The sequence below is a fragment of the Novosphingobium sp. HR1a genome, assembly GCF_015594425.1.
Taxonomy (GTDB): Bacteria; Pseudomonadota; Alphaproteobacteria; order Sphingomonadales; family Sphingomonadaceae; genus Novosphingobium; species Novosphingobium resinovorum_A.
Genome location: NZ_JABXWS010000043.1, coordinates 23023 through 38708, shown reverse-complemented (window position 1 = coordinate 38708; position 15686 = coordinate 23023). Strand labels below are relative to the sequence as shown.

Annotated in this window: 12 protein-coding genes; 7 read left to right on the top strand and 5 right to left on the bottom strand. The window is 60.0% G+C overall.

Annotated elements, in window-relative coordinates; translation table 11 throughout:
* Window positions 1-114 precede the first annotated feature (114 nt).
* Both HWN72_RS10190 and HWN72_RS10185 read left to right on the top strand, forming a co-directional pair.
* Window positions 115-1023 carry a toprim domain-containing protein gene (locus HWN72_RS10190; protein ID WP_062912871.1) on the top strand — a complete coding sequence of 303 codons (909 nt, stop codon included), beginning with the start codon at window positions 115-117 and terminating at the stop codon, window positions 1021-1023.
* Window positions 1024-1126: 103 nt separating this feature from the next.
* Entirely contained in the window at window positions 1127-3595 is a 2469-nt protein-coding gene (locus HWN72_RS10185; protein WP_054725375.1) for a strawberry notch family protein, read from the top strand.
* Between the two features lie 137 nt (window positions 3596-3732).
* Here the strand turns inward: HWN72_RS10185 and HWN72_RS10180 are convergent, their stop codons facing one another.
* From HWN72_RS10180 to HWN72_RS10170, 3 genes are read right to left on the bottom strand one after another with little or no spacing between them, the layout of a single operon-like run.
* The gene (locus HWN72_RS10180; RefSeq protein ID WP_030540398.1) at window positions 3733-4737 is read right to left on the bottom strand and encodes a tyrosine-type recombinase/integrase; all 1005 of its coding nucleotides are present in this window, start codon (window positions 4735-4737) and stop codon (window positions 3733-3735) included.
* Window positions 4734-5648 carry a tyrosine-type recombinase/integrase gene (locus HWN72_RS10175; protein ID WP_030540399.1) on the bottom strand — a complete coding sequence of 305 codons (915 nt, stop codon included), beginning with the start codon at window positions 5646-5648 and terminating at the stop codon, window positions 4734-4736. Before HWN72_RS10175 ends, HWN72_RS10180 begins: the two co-directional genes overlap by 4 nt.
* Complete coding sequence (locus HWN72_RS10170; protein WP_030540400.1) at window positions 5642-7189, bottom strand: tyrosine-type recombinase/integrase; 1548 nt, start codon at window positions 7187-7189, stop codon at window positions 5642-5644. Before HWN72_RS10170 ends, HWN72_RS10175 begins: the two co-directional genes overlap by 7 nt.
* A gap of 164 nt (window positions 7190-7353) precedes the next feature.
* Here HWN72_RS10170 and HWN72_RS10165 point away from each other — a divergent pair, with 164 nt between their 5' ends.
* Genes HWN72_RS10165 through HWN72_RS10150 form a run of 4 tightly spaced genes read left to right on the top strand, consistent with a single transcriptional unit; the run spans window position 7354 to window position 11447 of the window.
* Window positions 7354-9084, top strand: coding sequence for a strawberry notch C-terminal domain-containing protein (locus HWN72_RS10165; RefSeq protein ID WP_082396231.1), 1731 nt, complete (start codon window positions 7354-7356; stop codon window positions 9082-9084).
* 59 nt (window positions 9085-9143) lie between these two features.
* Complete coding sequence (locus HWN72_RS10160) at window positions 9144-9557, top strand: MbcA/ParS/Xre antitoxin family protein (RefSeq protein WP_054733039.1); 414 nt, start codon at window positions 9144-9146, stop codon at window positions 9555-9557.
* Window positions 9554-10270: an RES family NAD+ phosphorylase gene (locus HWN72_RS10155; protein ID WP_054725394.1), complete on the top strand. Its 717-nt coding sequence runs from the start codon at window positions 9554-9556 to the stop codon at window positions 10268-10270. The genes HWN72_RS10160 and HWN72_RS10155 overlap by 4 nt, the downstream gene beginning before the upstream one ends.
* Before the next feature lie 13 nt (window positions 10271-10283).
* The gene (locus HWN72_RS10150) at window positions 10284-11447 is read left to right on the top strand and encodes a hypothetical protein (RefSeq protein WP_054725397.1); all 1164 of its coding nucleotides are present in this window, start codon (window positions 10284-10286) and stop codon (window positions 11445-11447) included.
* Between the two features lie 6 nt (window positions 11448-11453).
* On the opposite strand, the gene HWN72_RS10145 is transcribed toward HWN72_RS10150, so the two are convergent.
* Together HWN72_RS10145 and HWN72_RS10140 are read right to left on the bottom strand one after the other, a co-directional pair.
* Window positions 11454-12236, bottom strand: a complete 783-nt coding sequence (locus HWN72_RS10145) for a DUF5131 family protein (RefSeq protein WP_098108459.1) — start codon at window positions 12234-12236, stop codon at window positions 11454-11456.
* Window positions 12237-12238: 2 nt separating this feature from the next.
* A complete protein-coding gene (locus tag HWN72_RS10140; RefSeq protein ID WP_054725401.1) occupies window positions 12239-13354 on the bottom strand; it encodes a three-Cys-motif partner protein TcmP in 1116 nt (371 codons plus the stop codon).
* Between the two features lie 276 nt (window positions 13355-13630).
* On the opposite strand from HWN72_RS10140, the gene HWN72_RS10135 reads away from it, so the two are divergent.
* Window positions 13631-15619: a ParB/RepB/Spo0J family partition protein gene (locus HWN72_RS10135; RefSeq protein ID WP_054725404.1), complete on the top strand. Its 1989-nt coding sequence runs from the start codon at window positions 13631-13633 to the stop codon at window positions 15617-15619.
* The last annotated feature ends 67 nt before the right edge of the window (window positions 15620-15686 follow it).

Here is a 15686-nt window from a genome sequence, read left to right as displayed (position 1 = left end):
GGTGGTCGAATCGGGAAAGAACATATATAGAACATATGATGTAGGAAAATGAAACGTCAGCGACGCAGAGCGGAGGCTGCGCGGGTGGAGGCACGTTACGATGGAGATGCCCCCATGCACCAACACCGATCATCCCAATTCCAAGGTCTGCAACTGGAAACCCGCGCGCGCAAGATAGTCGAGCAGCTGGGCGGTGCCTGGTCGCGTTCGCGCGGAATGTGCTGCTGTCCGGCCCACGACGACCGCACTCCTTCGCTAAGTATCACACTCGGAAAGCGCGCAATTCTTGTTCATTGCTTTGCCGGCTGCACGAACGAGGCGGTGATAGAAGCCATGGCCGGGCTCGGAATAAGAATTGCGGATCTGTTCGATGGCACGAGTGGTCCGATCGTGGCCGAACCGCGCGAGGAAGTCGCCAATCGCAATGCGCTGAGGCTCTGGCGTGAGGCGTCGACCATCGCTGGCAGCCCCGCCGAGAAGTACCTCGTGTCCAGAGGCATCACGATTTCTTCGCCGGAGCTGCGTTTCCACCCGCACATGCCGCTGGGGCCAAAGGGTGCTGTCCGGTTTCTACCCGCGATGGTGGCAGCCGTGCGCAATGATGCCGGAATTCTGGCGCTGCACCGCTCCTTCCTTGACCTCGACAAAACCAGCTTGGCTTCTTTCGATCAGCCCAGGCGTGCGTTAGGCAGCCCCGGTTCTGGGGCGGTGCGTTTCGCGTACCCGAATGGCGGACGCCTTGGCCTCGCAGAGGGAAACGAAACGGCCCTCTCAGCGATGCAAATGTTCAAGGTTCCCTGCTGGGCGACGCTAGGAAACGAACGCTTCGGCTTGGCCACAATCCCGGAATCGGTGCACCAGCTGTATCTCTTTGTCGACAATGATGCGGGCGGGCACCTTGCTGAAGAGCGTGCGCGAGAGGCCTACGCTTGCGAAGGGCGTCTGATTGTCACCAGGCGTCCGGAGCTAACCGGCGACGACTGGAATGATGTGCTCATGCGCTCAGTCCGAGCTGCGGTCTGAATGTCGGTGAGAGGAAAGCGGGCTTGGGGCCTTGTGAGGCCCCCGGGCGGATCCATCCGAACGGACACCCGGACAAACCCAGGGCCTCTTCAGGAGGTCTCTCATGTCACACGCAAATACCGCTTTCGCATTCTCCGATCCCGCCGAGCTGCCAGTGCTGGCAGCGGCGAGGGCGCTGGCCGCGCGGCTCGTTGCAGATCAAGCAATTTCACGGCTCACTGTGAATGCAACGATGGCCGATCACTTCGGCGGTAGCGACGCCGAAGGACGCTGGTCCGTACGCGATGCCCATGCGGCACTTGAATTGGCGCAGGTGTTGTTTCTGGCGCAGGCGACCGAATTCTCACCTGCAATGTCACCCAGCTTTGCCGATGAGGCTTTCACGCGCCTTGAAGGTCTGGTCCCGACCCAGTCCAACCGTAGCGACGAGCAGATCGAGTGGCAACAATTCGCGACGCCGCCCCGTCTGGCCTGGATGGCTGCAAAGGCATGCGCGATTTCTGCCGCTGAACTGGTTCTCGAACCGTCGGCCGGGACCGGGATGCTGGGCGTATGGGCAGCAAAGGCAGCTGCGCGTCTCGCTCTCAACGAGATATCGCCGCTGCGCCGCGAATGCCTGGGCGCCGTGTTCCCAGAGGCGACAGTCACGGGATTTGACGGGGAACTGATCGACGAACTTCTCAAGCCCGACGTGGGTCCGAGCGTGGTGCTGATGAACCCGCCCTATTCACACGGAATCGAAAGGGGCCACGATAGTCGCACTGGCGATCGGCACTTGCGTTCTGCCTGGAATCGCCTTCTGCCCGGTGGCCGCCTGGTCGCAGTGATGCCCGAATGGTTCGAGCTTCCGAAGTTTCTTGTCGGGATCGCCGGTCCCGTCTCGTTGCGCCTCAACGCGATGATCGAGCGCGGTTTCGTCAAGCAGGGCACCTCTATCGCAACCCGGCTCTTGGTTCTCGACAAGGCTGACGATGGTACCAGCCCGATCATCGCCCAGCCGGCAAACTTTGCCGAGCTTCATCTGCTGATCGATATGCTGCCTGACCGGGTAAGCCTGCCCGCCGAGCCCAGCATCGGCATCAAGCCAGCATTGCCGCTTCGGCTGGTTGCGAACAGGACGAAACCTGTTCCACTTAAGGTCCATCCAACCGCTGCGGCGCCGTCGATCCTGCCGCTTGATTTTACTCCGCTCGAAGCACCTGCGCCGATCGAAAGCCAGGTTGGGCATTATTTGCCCTACCGGCCGAGCCGGATCTCAATTGCAGATGCTGTCCCGCATCCGACCCCCCTGGTCGAATCCGTTGCGATGGGTTCGATAACCGCACCCGTGCCCGAAGTGGTGCCTCAGCTTCCGTCGAGCCTCATTGCTGGGGGCGTCCTATCCGCTGCGCAGGCCGAGACCCTGATCTATGCCGCAAGCGCGCATGCCCGCGATCTGCCGGTACGGTTTGAGCCCGACGACAAGGGCTGTGCCTTGAAGGCGAGCCCCGACGGGCACGCCTACCGCATGGGCTACTTTCTTGGTGACGGAACTGGTGCAGGGAAAGGACGGCAGGTCGCTTCCGTCATCCTCGACCGGTGGGTGAGGGGCGAACGGCGCCACATCTGGATTTCCAAGAACGAAGCTTTGCTCGAAGATGCCCGCCGCGACTGGACCGCGCTCGGAGGCCTTCCCATCGACGTCCAGCCCCTTGGCCAATGGAAGCTCGGTGTCCCGATCGGGATGCGCGAAGGCATACTCTTCGTGACTTATCCGACACTACGCTCGGGCCGCAGCGACGCGACACGGCTCGAGCAGATTCTCGAATGGGCAGGGGAGGACTTCGACGGGCTCATTGTCTTTGACGAAGCCCATGCGATGGCCAACGCCGCTGGCGGGGAAGGCTCACGTGGTAAGGTCAAAGGATCGGAACAGGGCATTGCCGGTGTTCGCATCCAGAATCTGCTGCCGCGCGCCCGCGTGCTCTACGCATCGGCGACCGGGGCATCCGACGTCAATAATCTCGCCTATGCCACCCGTCTTGGGCTGTGGGGTCCCGAGACGGCTTTTGCCAATCGCGAAGCCTTCGTCGCAGACATTCGCGATGGCGGTATCGCTGCAATGGAACTGGTCGCCCGTGATCTGAAGTCACTTGGACTGTACGCGGCGAGGGCACTTTCATTCGCCGGAGTTGAGTACGAGATTCTCGAGCATTGCCTGACCCCCGACCAGGTAGCGGTTTATGACGCGTATGCAGACGCTTGGGCAATCATACATGGCAACCTGCGCGAGGCACTCGAGGCAACCCGGATCGTCGACACTGATAGTGGCGAAACCCTCAATTCAGGTGCCAAATCAGCGGCGCTTTCGGTTTTTGAAGGCACCAAGCAGCGCTTCTTCGCGCAGCTCCTTCTATCGATGAAGTTGCCGAGCCTACTGCCCGCAATCGACGCGGCACTTGCGGACGGCAACGCGGTTGTCGTGCAACTCGTCTCGACCGCCGAAGCCATGCTCAACCGCCGCCTCGCTGATCTCTCCGATGCGGAACGCGAAGCACTCGAAATCGATCTCTCCCCTCGCGAATTCCTGTAATGTTGAGCTCAACATTACACATATTCTTTGCAGTCGCAGTTTATGTCGAGCGTGGCGGCGGTAGGCGCAGGTTTCCTTCGGTTTTCCATGATTTCACTCCAGATAATATGAGTGCCAGGGGGTTGTCCGGAGACGGGCTAGGCCCGCCTTCGAACGTCGGTGAGCATCGTGATCAGGGCATCGGATGGCGGCTTGAAGCGCCCGGGCTTGATGGCAGGAGCGCCGTGCGCCGCGAGAATCTGCAGCTTCTCCTCGGGATCGGCGCGCAAATAGGTCTCGGTGCTCTGGATGCTGGCATGGCCGAGCCACAATGCGACTTTGCGAATGTCCCCTGTCGCCGCGAGCGTGTGCATTGCGCAGGAGTGGCGCAGCACGTGCGGTGTTACGCGCTTGCCAAGGATCGACGGCTGCTTCTCTGCCGCGCGCTTGACGTGCTCCGCCAAACGGAACGCAAATCCGTCGCGGGTCATGGGTTGCCCGCTGGCATTGAGGAATATCTCGGCAGCTTGCGCATCGGGGCGGATCGCAAGCCACGCGCGCAATGCGAACTGAGTCTCCTTCCAGAGCGGGAGGACCCGTTCACGCCGTCCCTTGCCCATGATGTGCACGGTGGACAGGAAGCGGTCCGGGAAATCGCGCAGTTGTAGCGTTACGAGTTCCGACACCCTCAGCCCGCCAGCATAGGCCAGATGCAGCATTGCGCGATCGCGGGTGCCAAGGCGTGTCCGGGGATCCGGGGCGTCGAGCAAAGCCTTGATCTCTGCCCGGTCGAGGTAGTCGATCAGCGCCTTGTCGGTCTTCTTGGTAGGGATCGATCTGACGCGAAGGGCCTGATCCAGGCAGGCCGGAATACGATACTCGATGTAGCGGAAGAAGGACCGGATCGCGGCGAGCCTGCCATTGCGGGTCCGAACACAGCTGCCGCGACCGTTCTCGACATGGTCAAGGAAGGCCATGATCATGTCGGTGCCGAGATCCTCGATCTCGAGATCGGTCGGCCGACGCTTCAGCCGATCGGCAGCGAACTGGACCAGGAGGACAAAGCAGTTGGCATAGGTCTTCACCGTGTGCGGACTGACAGCACGTTCGCGCGGCAGATGTTCACGCAGGTAGATCGAGAGGTGCGGAGCGAGTGCCGTCATGCCGCTTCTCCCCGGTAAAGTTGCTCGCTGGCGACAGCGATATCGCGCAGCAGCACCGGAGTGGCCTCGAGATACCAATAGGTGTTGGCGACCGACGCATGCCCCAGATATACGCTGAGTCCGGCCATGTGGTGTGCGATGGCTTCCCTGTCGCGCGGACAGGACTCAAGGGAACGCACGGCGAAAGTGTGCCGCAGGTCGTGTAACCGCATCCCGGCCGTTCCGGTCGGTCCGCGGTATCCGAGCTGCCGGGCCAGCCTGACGAACACCACGTGGGCGCGCACCTTGTGTGGTGCTCTCCCCCGAATGGTCACGAACAGGTCATTGCCCGTGGCGCCAAGCCTTGCTCGGGTGGCGAGATATGCTTCGAGCGCCTGACGGGTCGATGGCTGCAAGGTAATCAGCCGCTGCTTGCCGAACTTGCCGTTGCGGACGATCAGGCCATCCTCGACCAGATCGTTGCATTGAAGAGCGAGGGCCTCGGAAATCCGGAGACCTGTCGCCGCCAGCAGGCCGAACAGATAATGATACGTGTACGGGCTGATCGTGCCTTGGGGCGCAACGTCCAATACCGCGGTCATGATCGCCCGGACCTGTTCCGGTTCGATGATGGTCGGGGTCGGGCGTGGCCGCTTGCCCCGACCGAAGACGCCCGCAGGCGGAACCTCGTGAGCTGGATCTTCAGCATGAGCGAAAAGGCTGAAGTTACGTACGGCGTCGAACCTATGGCGGGCCACGTTCTGCGAGCTTGCCGTGTGGCACCAGTCGTAAATGCGCTGCACTTGGGTGTGCCGGTCACCGGCGCGGCCGGCGAAATCGGCGTATTGGCGCAGCAAGCGTTCCTGTTCGGAGAACTTCCGTCCCAAGCTGCGATGGAGCGAGACGTATCTGGAAATGTGCATGTTCAGCATGACGGTTCTCCCGGCCATGGCTGCGCGATCTTCATGAGCATCGGCAGATCGACCTTGGCGTAGATGGCAGTGGTCTCAGGCGAGCTGTGACGCAGGATGGTCCCAACGGACTCCAGGCCTGCGCCCGCGCGCAGCAGGTTGGTGGCAAGCGAATGCCGGAATATGTGCGACCCGGTCGGCACTCCTTCGATCCCACCGCGGTCGCGCGTTCGAGCGACGATGCCCGCGATCTCGGCGGACGAGCGGAATGGCCGAAACGGTGCTTGTGCACGCAGGAACAGATGCTCTTCGGCGGCCTCCGGGCGGGCTGCCGCAAGATATGCCAAGATCGCGTCGCCGACATCCTGCGGCAATGGCAGACGGTCCGGTCGACGCGTCTTGCCCTTGACCGTCAGGTGGCCGGACCGCCAGTCGATGTCGTCGAGACGCATGTCCTGAACATCGGCAGCCCTCAGGCCGAGCCTGGCGAGCAGGAGAATGATGGCCTTGTCCCGGACTTCTACCGGACGATCTGTCGGGCAGGCCGCAATGATCCTCTCGATCGTTGCCGGGTCGACGTGGCGCGGCAGCGTCGAAAGGCGGTAGCGCTGCACTGATGGAACTGCATGCAACAATGCAGGCCGGCACTCGCCACGCACGACCAGAAACCGGATGTAGCTCCTCATTATCGTGACGAGCAGCGATGCCGAGCCCGGCGTCTCCTTGCTTCGTCGTTGAAATGCGCTCCTGAGTCCGGCGGCATCCCATTGCGAAGGCTCGCCCAGCATCGGCATGAGCCGTCTGATATCGGTCCGGTAGCGCCGGATCGTCTCATCGGTGACGCCGCGATGTTGCTTGAGCCACGTGAGGTAAGCCGACATGTGCGGGTCATCGTCAGCCACCGGTTCAACCGATGGGATGACACCGCGGCCTCGCAGGAACTCGACGAAGTGCCGTGCGCATCGCCGCCGCCGCTTCGTGCCCGTGGCGACCAGCTTGCCGCGCTTGCGCCATACCGGGCATCGGCAATCATGCGCAGCGTACTGGTCGATGATCGTGTCGTCGATATCGATCCATTGGCGTCGCGTAATGCGAAGCCAGGCCATGAAATGCTCGGCCTCGGACCGATAGGCCTGCGCGGGTCCCTCGGCGAGTTGCAGGCGATCGATCGCATCGGAATAGTCAGCGAGGTGCCGTGGCAGATCGTCGATCCCGTCGTCGACTTCGACGTAGCCTTGATCTTCCAGGAACCGGACGAAGCGCCTGACCCTTGCTGCTTGGTCAGCCTTGTAGTGCGCTTGCTGCGCCGAATACCGGTGGCACCGACACCGATGCTTCTCGAACCGCCGGACAGCCCGATCGTCAATCGTGCGGATCGCGATCTCGTGCAGGTCCAGCCAATGCAGGAAATGGCGGACCGCCGCGCCATACAGAACCGCACAGCCTGACCTCTCGTCGAGCGACAGAGAGGAGAGAAATGCGGCGAGAAGAGTGCCGTGACTGGGCGAATCTTCGACCCGGAGCGGGGCAGTCCGAAACGGCAGTGATGATCGTGTTCGCATGTTGGCTCCTTCGACTTGCTGAGGTCGACGGAACCGTAGTTATCTGGAGTGAAATCATGGAAAACCGAAGGAAACCTGCGCCTACCGCCGCCACGCTCGACATAAACTGCGACTGCAAAGAATACGTGGTCGATTACCTCACCAAAAGCTTCCCGGTTCGGCTGATGGCGGTGTTCACGGACGAGAATGGCAATGCCCGGTCCGAACCGATGAGTGATGAGAATGGTGCTCCTGTTCTCTGTCGTTCGGCGCTTGCCGCGCGCGACCGCATGATCGAGCAGCTCTGTGCCTTGCCGCCGATCGCGACGGCGCTCGATGCGATCATCGAACGGTTCGGTGTCGATCAGGTCGCCGAAGTCACCGGACGTACCCGCCGCCTGATCGTCGGACGCGATGGACGCCAGGTGCTCCAGTCGCGCTCTCCGCGCGCCAATGTCGCCGAAACGCGAGATTTTATGGACGGGACAAAGCGGATTCTGGTTTTCTCCGATGCCGGTGGCACCGGCCGCAGTTATCATGCCGACCTTGCGGCAAAGAACCAGATGCGCCGGGTCCACTTCCTGCTTGAGCCGGGTTGGCGGGCCGATGCCGCAATTCAGGGCCTTGGCCGTACCAACCGCACCAATCAGGCGTCGGCCCCACTGTTCCGCCCGGTGACCACCGACGTGCGTGGCGAACGTCGGTTTATATCGACCATTGCACGTCGGCTCGACAGTCTCGGGGCACTGACCCGAGGGCAGCGCCAGACAGGTGGGCAGAACCTCTTCGATCCTGCCGATAATCTTGAGAGCACCTACGCCAAGGAGGCGCTTCATCGCTGGTTCGGCCTGTTGTTCGCAGGCAAGCTGGAAGCCGTTACGCTTTCTCGGTTTGAGGAATTGAGCGGGCTCAGGGTCGAAGGGCCCGACGGCGGGATGGTCGATGACCTGCCAACAATCCAGCGCTGGCTCAATCGCATCCTCGCGTTGCCGATTGCTTTGCAAAACGGCATATTTGACGAGTTTCTCGGCCTCGTCGAAGCGCGGATCGATGCAGCACGCCAGGCCGGCACGCTCGACATTGGGGTCGAGACTATTGCGGTAGAGCATTACGAGGTGCTGACCGACACGCTACTGCGCACCGATGCGCTGTCGGGTGCGACTACGCATCTCCTCGAACTCGAGATCGCCCGCGCGCTTAAGCCTTTGCGTCTCGAACGCCTCGACGAGCTCTACGGCTTGTCAGGTGCGCGTCAGCAACTTCTGCGTAATGCGCGCTCAGGCCGGATCGGGTTGCTTGTCCCGGCTCGCAGTCTGCTCACCGACGAAGGTATGCGTGTGGCCCGCTTCGAGCTAGTTCGTCCCTTGAAGCACGGACACATCACTGCCGATCAACTCGAGGAGAGCAACTGGGAAACAGTGGATCCAACCGAATTTCAGCGCCTCTGGCAGGCGGAGGTCGATGACGCCGCCTCAAATCACAAGCGTGAGCGACTGCATCTTGCAACCGGCCTGTTGCTCCCGGTGTGGGACAAACTCCCTTCCGACTATGTTCGCGTCAGCCGGATTTCGGCGCGAGACGGACGCTCGCTGTTAGGCCGGGAGGTTCCGCTCCATTGCGTGCCCGAACTATGCCAGGCGCTTGGGCTTGAAGACGAACATGCCTTTTCGGCAGAGCAAATCGTCGATGCGGTGAACGGGACCGGGCGGCCGATGCAAATCAAAAGCCGCGAAGCGCTCACGCTCAAGCGCAGCCTCGTCAACGGCGCGCAGCGGCTCGAACTGACTGGTTGGTCGGCGTCTCGCCTAGACTGGTACAAGGCACATGGGTGTTTCACCGAGATCATACGCTATCAAACGCGACTTTTCGTCCCGACGACGAGCGCAGTATCGGTCTTGGCGCGACTTGTGGGATGAGATTGTTATCTTGCCAAATGGCATTCAATGTGATATATACTGCCATATGGAGAATGCTCATGTTGGCACTGCAACCCGTTGATACCGTCCCCGATGCCTTCCGGCCCGATCCTATAACTCAGGAGGAAGCAGCGGCGATGTTCCGCGCCGTGCTGAACCTGTTTGGGAAATGGGAACTCACCGACGAGCAGGCAGCGACTTTGCTCGACATGCCGGTTCGCTCCTACCGGCGATGGAAGGCTGAGGGGCCGGGCCGTGTCTCGCGTGATGGTGCGGCGCGGCTCTCCAACCTGATGGGTATCCACAAGGCGCTGAGGATCATTTTTTCCGAAGCCCAACGTGGCTACGCCTGGATCAAGGCAGGTAACGCCGCCTTTGCCGGAGTGAGTGCGCTCGACGTCATGCTTGGCGGCGAGCTGACTGATATCATGCGGGTGCGTCGCTATCTTGATGCCGAACGTGGTGCCTGGTGATTGATCCCAAGGCGATTCCGGTTGCCCAGGTCGAGTGGAAAGGTGCTGTACGGATTATCCGCAGTGCCTTTCCACCGATTGACCTGTTCGAAGACATCGCAGACCCTGCAGATTGGCCGCTGCTGATCTCCGCCGAGCAAAAAACCAATCCTCGCATTATGGCGACGATCGGCAATCTCGATCTGGTGCCGGCTGATCGCCGGGTAGGCGGAAATGGCGCATCCTATCTGATGGCGCCGTTCACGCATGTTAGCACGGACCGGCCAAGTCGCTTCACCGATGGGACCTACGGCGTGCTATACGCGGGGGATACATTCGAAACAGCGCTGTTCGAAACAATCCATCATCATGCCCGCTTCATGACTCGCACTGCCGAAGCGCCAGGTTGGATCTCGCAGTTCCGTGAAATCGTATTGTCAGTAAACGCCGACCTTCGTGATCTCAGGGGCATTGAGCCAGAGGATCCTGCGCTTGATCCCGACAGCTATGTCGCATCGCAAAGCCTCGCTGCAACGCTCAGGGCGAATGGCGCGGAAGGTCTGGTCTATCCGAGCATCCGGCATCAGAACGGCGAATGTGTTGGGCTGTTTTACCCCGACCGCGCGTCAGACCCTATTCAAGGGCGTCACCTAGACTATCACTGGGATGGTACGGGGGTCGACCTAGTTCGAAATGCGGGAACAGGTGCCGTGTTTCGAGTGGTATCTACCTGAAAGGTGGGCAACATTGAACAGCGAGCAAATCGAAACTGTCCGAACCCGCGCCCAGAAGGCGATTTCTCCACTAGAACCAGCAGATTTCAGCATGCGAGCGCCGAAGGGATTTCTCTTCAACGCAAAGCGCACCGATGCCGGGCGGACGCTGCCACCATATTATCTGGTCTACTTTCTTCTTGTCGACTTGCTGGGTTTCACGAATCTAGGTCAGTTCGAAAAGGTAGCCTGGTCAGTCCCGGTGGAATATGATGGGCGGCCCTTCCTTGTGGAACACCGCAAATTTGGATTGGGCGTCTTCGCTGCCAATGTTCCAGAAGACGAAGAAGCGGCTGCCGAAATTGTCAGATTGATCCACAAGGCCACCAAAGCGGCGCAGCCTTATTTCGATTGGAGGGCTGAGCAGGCAGCAAAGGCCTCCCAACTCAATGTCGTCAACCGCTCGCCCGATCTGTTCGAACGGCTAAATTTCTACCTCGATCTTTATGACGACAGGCAACAGCAAGCGGAGGGCCGGAAGGACGAGCGGATTGTCAACCATCTTAGCGATATGAGCTATACGGTAGCCTTTCCGGCAGTCGAGCTCAATCGGGAGGCCAAATGGCTGGGGCTCTCTGCCATCGAATGCTTCTTTAGCTGGACTGAGCATGTCTTCATCCACATCGCCATCCTTCGCGGTAACTGCGCGACAGGGGAGGATGTCACCAAGCTCGCAAAGGCGGAATGGGCCGAAAAGTTCAAAGCAGCGCTGGATATCACCGACCCCACCACAAAACAATTTTACGATCAGCTGGCCATAGTCCGGCGTCAGCTTCGAAACTTCGTTGCCCACGGGGCGTTCGGGAAAGACGGCGAGGCGTTCCACTTCCACTCGAAGGCTGGGGCTGTACCGATGCTTCTGCCTCATCCGCGTGACCGTGCCGCTTTGAAGTTTGGACAGGGTGTCGATTTCGTGGCCGCTGAGGCTATCGCACTTATCCGGGATTTTATCGATCATCTTTGGTCAGGCTCACTCGAGCCCGCAAAGATACACATTCAGGACTTTGGTCTGCCTCTCAACCTGACCAAGGTCGTTAACGGCGACTATGCACGCGCCATGGCTTCAGTCGACGCCATGGAGAGCTATGCCGATTATCAAGTGCACTTGAACGATCGCTACGCCAACATGGATTTTTGATCGATCCTAGACGAAAGCCGCCGCCAATGCCGCCTCGCTACGCAGCGGCTCCTTGGGAAATTCATCCCAAGTTTGGCCGTCAAGCATTCGACCAGCCTTCTTCTTGTTGACGCCGCCCCATTGCTTGAAATGGAAGGCCACACCAGCGCTCTGGCACTGGTCGCGAATCGATCGCACCCAGCTAGGGTTCATCGGTCTTGCACCTGGCCCGCTTTCGCCGCCTGCAATAACCCAATCGATTCCCTGGAGGTTCATGTTCTCAAGCGGCCCAAGCAGGGGCTCTAAGCTCAAAAATTTGATGGCCGCTTTTGTGCGGCGCAGGTGGTCGATGCGATAAAGGTAGTCTGCATTTTCAACGCTTACACCCATCCATACATTTGCTGGCCAGTCCAGCTTACGAGCGAGCTCTTCGAGCCGTTCCGCGCGCTTGGTAAGGATTTGATAGGTGTGCTGTGGAGTTGCCCTCATGGTTTCGAACACGCGCTGCACAAATTTCACGGGCACGGCCTCATGAAACAAGTCGGACATTGAGTTCACGAAAATCATGCGGCCCGTGCGCCATGTGGCGGGCAGCCTAAAGCTTTCCTCGTCAATCCGCACAACGCCGTTCCACTTCGGTCGTCCACCAGACATTCTGGTGGTGCCTGCGTACTTGGGCTGGCCCATGGCTTCGAGCCGTCGCGCCATCCGCATGGCATAGCAATTGGTGCAGCCAGGCGAGACCACATTGCAGCCTGCGACGGGGTTCCATGTCGCCTCTGTCCATTCGATTGATGAATTCGTCGCCATGCTCAGCACCCTTCCTTGAACTGGACCTTCACATGGTCGGGGTAGGTATCCTTGCGACGCTTCCCTTTAGTCGAATACGCCGAGACCCTCTCTGCGGCTTCAAGCGCACTAAGCGCCTCGCGGTAATTCCTTTTGATGTATGGCTTGCCTACGCTGTGTCGCTCATAGATTTCCGTGAGTGACAGGGTTTGTCCCGCGAAATCTTCCAGCAGCATCTCTTTCAGCTTAGACATGGGTTGGACCAGCGAAAACAAAAGCGGCATCGACGCATCAGCAGGTGAATATGTGAGCGACGGGACACCTTCGTCGAGAGTTGAGCTCTCAGCCGCCATAATGTCCTTCATAATCTCATAGCCCTTGAAGTGCTTTGAGACGAAAATCAGCTTATGAGATGTGCGCGTGCCTTCGCTGTTACGGAATGTGAAGGGCAGCACATACTTGCCACCAAGCGACTGAATCTCATTGGCCAGCTCTTCGAGAATGGCAGCCTCTCGCAATTCCGGCGTTAAACCGGGGAGCCTCGCGCGAAGCGTGTCCGCGCGCTCTTCTCCGAACAGCGCATCCATATGCTTTTTTACGCCGGGATTGTTGATCCCCGCATTGATCCGATTGTAATTGAAGAAGAATACACAATCGCAACCCCAATCTTTGATGACGCCCTGGACAATCCTAAGAGAGAGGCCTTTGTAACCGAAAGGATCGACAAACGAGAACGAAGGGACGAGGCGCGTTTCGTTAAAATACGTCGCGGCATCATCATCTACCTCACCACAAGTCACGACGGGTTTATATTTGAGTTTTCCTAGACCCGGGAGGCTATCGATTTCTGTTTGGAGCGTCGAAGTTTTGTCACCATCTGCGTCGTTGAAATAGGCGGTGAGCATTTGTGACATTAGCGGATGATTGATGGCCGTTTGCAATACGAGAAGGGGCGTCGACGCCGCACCATCCTTGTAGCGGCCTGGGCCGGCATAAAGGTCCATGTAAGCGATCTTTCCGCCGCGCTTCGCAACCGTGGGCATGACGACCTGTGCCCAAGTAGAGAAGTACTTGTTCACGATGCGGGCTTTGACCTCGGATTGATCAGTCCTCTCTTCGAAGAACTTCTGGTTTGCCATGCTTTTTCGCCGCCTGTCGATTGATCATCCATCCAGTAGAACAAAATGCGAACCAATACAATTCGTTTGGCTTGCCATGGGGAAGGTAGTTTCCGTGATGCAACAGCATCGGTTCGATCCTTGGGCCGTGTTCCCTTCTTCCATAATTTCGTTTGGCCGCAGAACGTCACCTGTCTGACCGGCCACGGTGAAGAGAGAGGGAAGGGGGCTTGCTTCTGACTGAGCCGAAGGAGCGTCGATGGTCGATGCCTGTGCTCGCAATCAGGAGTATGTCCCATGATCAAGTCGATCCCGTTGACCAAGTTGGTCCAGTCTCCTCGCAATGTGCGCCGCCACGGTGACCCAGCTGCAGATTCCGAACTGAAAGCGAGCATTGCAGCCCATGGGCTGTTGCAGAACCTCATCGTTCGGCCTGCGGCTCGTGGCAAATTCGAGGTCGAAGCCGGAGAGCGCCGCCGCTGCGCCTTGCTGGCGCTTGCCGAAGAGAGAGTCCTGCCGAAGGGCTACGAGGTTACCTGCCTCGTGCTTGAGGACGATGCGGAAATCGCAGTCGAAACGAGCCTGGCCGAGAACTTCCATCGCCTCGCGATGAACCCCGCCGACGAAGCGCAGGCGTTCGCTGCCCTGATCGAGGCAGGCGCCTCGACGGAAGATGTCGCGCGCAGGTTCGGACTGACGGTCCGCTTCGTCGAAGGCCGGCTGCGTCTCGCGACCCTTGCGCCTGTCGTCTTCGATGCTCTGGCATCCGGTGAAATCACTCTCGATCTCGCCAAAGCTTTCGGCGCGACCTCCGACCAGGAGATTCAGGCTCGCGTCTATGAACAGGCGTCCTCGGGCTATTATGCGCCCAGCGCCGACAGCATCCGGCGCATGGTGCTCTCCGGCACGGTTCGCGGTAGCGATGCTCGGGCCCGTCTTGTCGGTCGCGACGCATATACCGCTGCAGGTGGCCGGATCGAACGCGAACTATTCGACGACGATGACAGCGAGTCCTGGGTTGATGTCGCGCTTCTCGAAACCCTCGCCTCGGAGGAGATGGAGAAACGCGCCAAGGCGCTCGCAGCAGAGCAGGGCCTTGCCTGGGTTAAGCCGACGCTTGACGCCTATGCCAGTCACGATCTTGTGGAAGGCCTCATTCGCCTTCCGGCCGAGCCGGCTCCGTTGACTGACGCCGAACTGGCCCGCCTTGACGAACTCGATGCTTCCTACGACGATCATGCGGCCATTCTCGAGGATGAAGACAGCGCAGAAGAAGCAATTGCTGCGGCCGAGGCGACGATCGAAGCGATCGAGCGCGAATGCCAGGACATTCGGGCAAAGCCCCCGGAGCTGGCGCCCGAACTGAAGGCCAATGCCGGAATGATCCTCGTTCTCTCGCGCGACGGGACACCGGTCCTCCAGCCGGTGTTCTACGGCGAGCGCGATATCGAAGTCGTTGGTGACGACGATGTCGTCGAAGTCGTGGCCAGTGTCGACAGTGATGGCAAACGCCGTGCAGCGCTTTCCAAGCGTCTGATCGACGAACTTGCGATGCAACGTCGTGACGTGCTCGCGCTCCACGTGGCATCGGATCCCGGCCTTTCGCTCGACATCATGGTCTTCACCCTCGCGGATGCCGACACCCACGACTGGCGGTCACGCGCGGCCACGACCCTGCGTGGCGGCGTCCCTGCGGGTCCGATTGTCGGGTTCGAAGCGAAGGATGCGCCGGCAAGCGCATCCCTTGCGGACCTGCGCTCTGGTCTCGATGAGAGCTGGCGATCTGGCGAAGACGCTTCGTCGCGCTTCAAGATGTTTCGGGCACTCGCTGATGAAAGCCGCGCAGCATGGCTCGGCTTTGTCGTCGCTCGCACGCTCGAGGCGAGCCTCAACATGGCAGGCGAACGCCAAATCGCGTTCCAGGATCATCTGGGCAGCGCGATCGGCATCGATATGGCGCAATGGTGGCGTCCGACCGCGGCAAACTACTTCGACCGCGTCTCGAAGCAGGTCATCCTCGATGCGCTCACCGATGTCGGCGGCCTGGAACTGTCCTCGCGCTTCGCATCGGTGAAAAAGGGCGATCTCGCGATGAGCGCCGAGCGCGTCTTCGCGGGGACCTACATCACCGAGGTCGAAGTTCGGGAAAGGGCCCTCGCCTGGGTGCCCGAGGTCATGCGCTTTGCCGACCTGCCGGAAATTCCTGCCGATAACGAAGCGCAAAGTCCCAACGCGGATTTCGTCGCCAACGACGACAATCAACCCCCGAGCGAGTTGGCCGCCTGACCTCCTCCTGACAGGAACGGCTACTCGCCACCGTGAAGCGGTCCTCCGGCACATGCCGGGGGGCCGC

What these genes read in the sequence shown, in the direction of transcription:
- HWN72_RS10190 (WP_062912871.1), top strand. Translation starts at nt 115, where the DNA reads ATGCACCAACACCGATCATCCCAATTCCAAGGTCTGCAACTGGAAACC.
- HWN72_RS10185 (WP_054725375.1), top strand. Translation starts at nt 1,127, where the DNA reads ATGTCACACGCAAATACCGCTTTCGCATTCTCCGATCCCGCCGAGCTG.
- HWN72_RS10180 (WP_030540398.1), bottom strand. Translation starts at nt 4,737, where the DNA reads ATGACGGCACTCGCTCCGCACCTCTCGATCTACCTGCGTGAACATCTG.
- HWN72_RS10175 (WP_030540399.1), bottom strand. Translation starts at nt 5,648, where the DNA reads ATGCTGAACATGCACATTTCCAGATACGTCTCGCTCCATCGCAGCTTG.
- HWN72_RS10170 (WP_030540400.1), bottom strand. Translation starts at nt 7,189, where the DNA reads ATGCGAACACGATCATCACTGCCGTTTCGGACTGCCCCGCTCCGGGTC.
- HWN72_RS10165 (WP_082396231.1), top strand. Translation starts at nt 7,354, where the DNA reads ATGGCGGTGTTCACGGACGAGAATGGCAATGCCCGGTCCGAACCGATG.
- HWN72_RS10160 (WP_054733039.1), top strand. Translation starts at nt 9,144, where the DNA reads ATGTTGGCACTGCAACCCGTTGATACCGTCCCCGATGCCTTCCGGCCC.
- HWN72_RS10145 (WP_098108459.1), bottom strand. Translation starts at nt 12,236, where the DNA reads ATGGCGACGAATTCATCAATCGAATGGACAGAGGCGACATGGAACCCC.
- HWN72_RS10140 (WP_054725401.1), bottom strand. Translation starts at nt 13,354, where the DNA reads ATGGCAAACCAGAAGTTCTTCGAAGAGAGGACTGATCAATCCGAGGTC.
- HWN72_RS10135 (WP_054725404.1), top strand. Translation starts at nt 13,631, where the DNA reads ATGATCAAGTCGATCCCGTTGACCAAGTTGGTCCAGTCTCCTCGCAAT.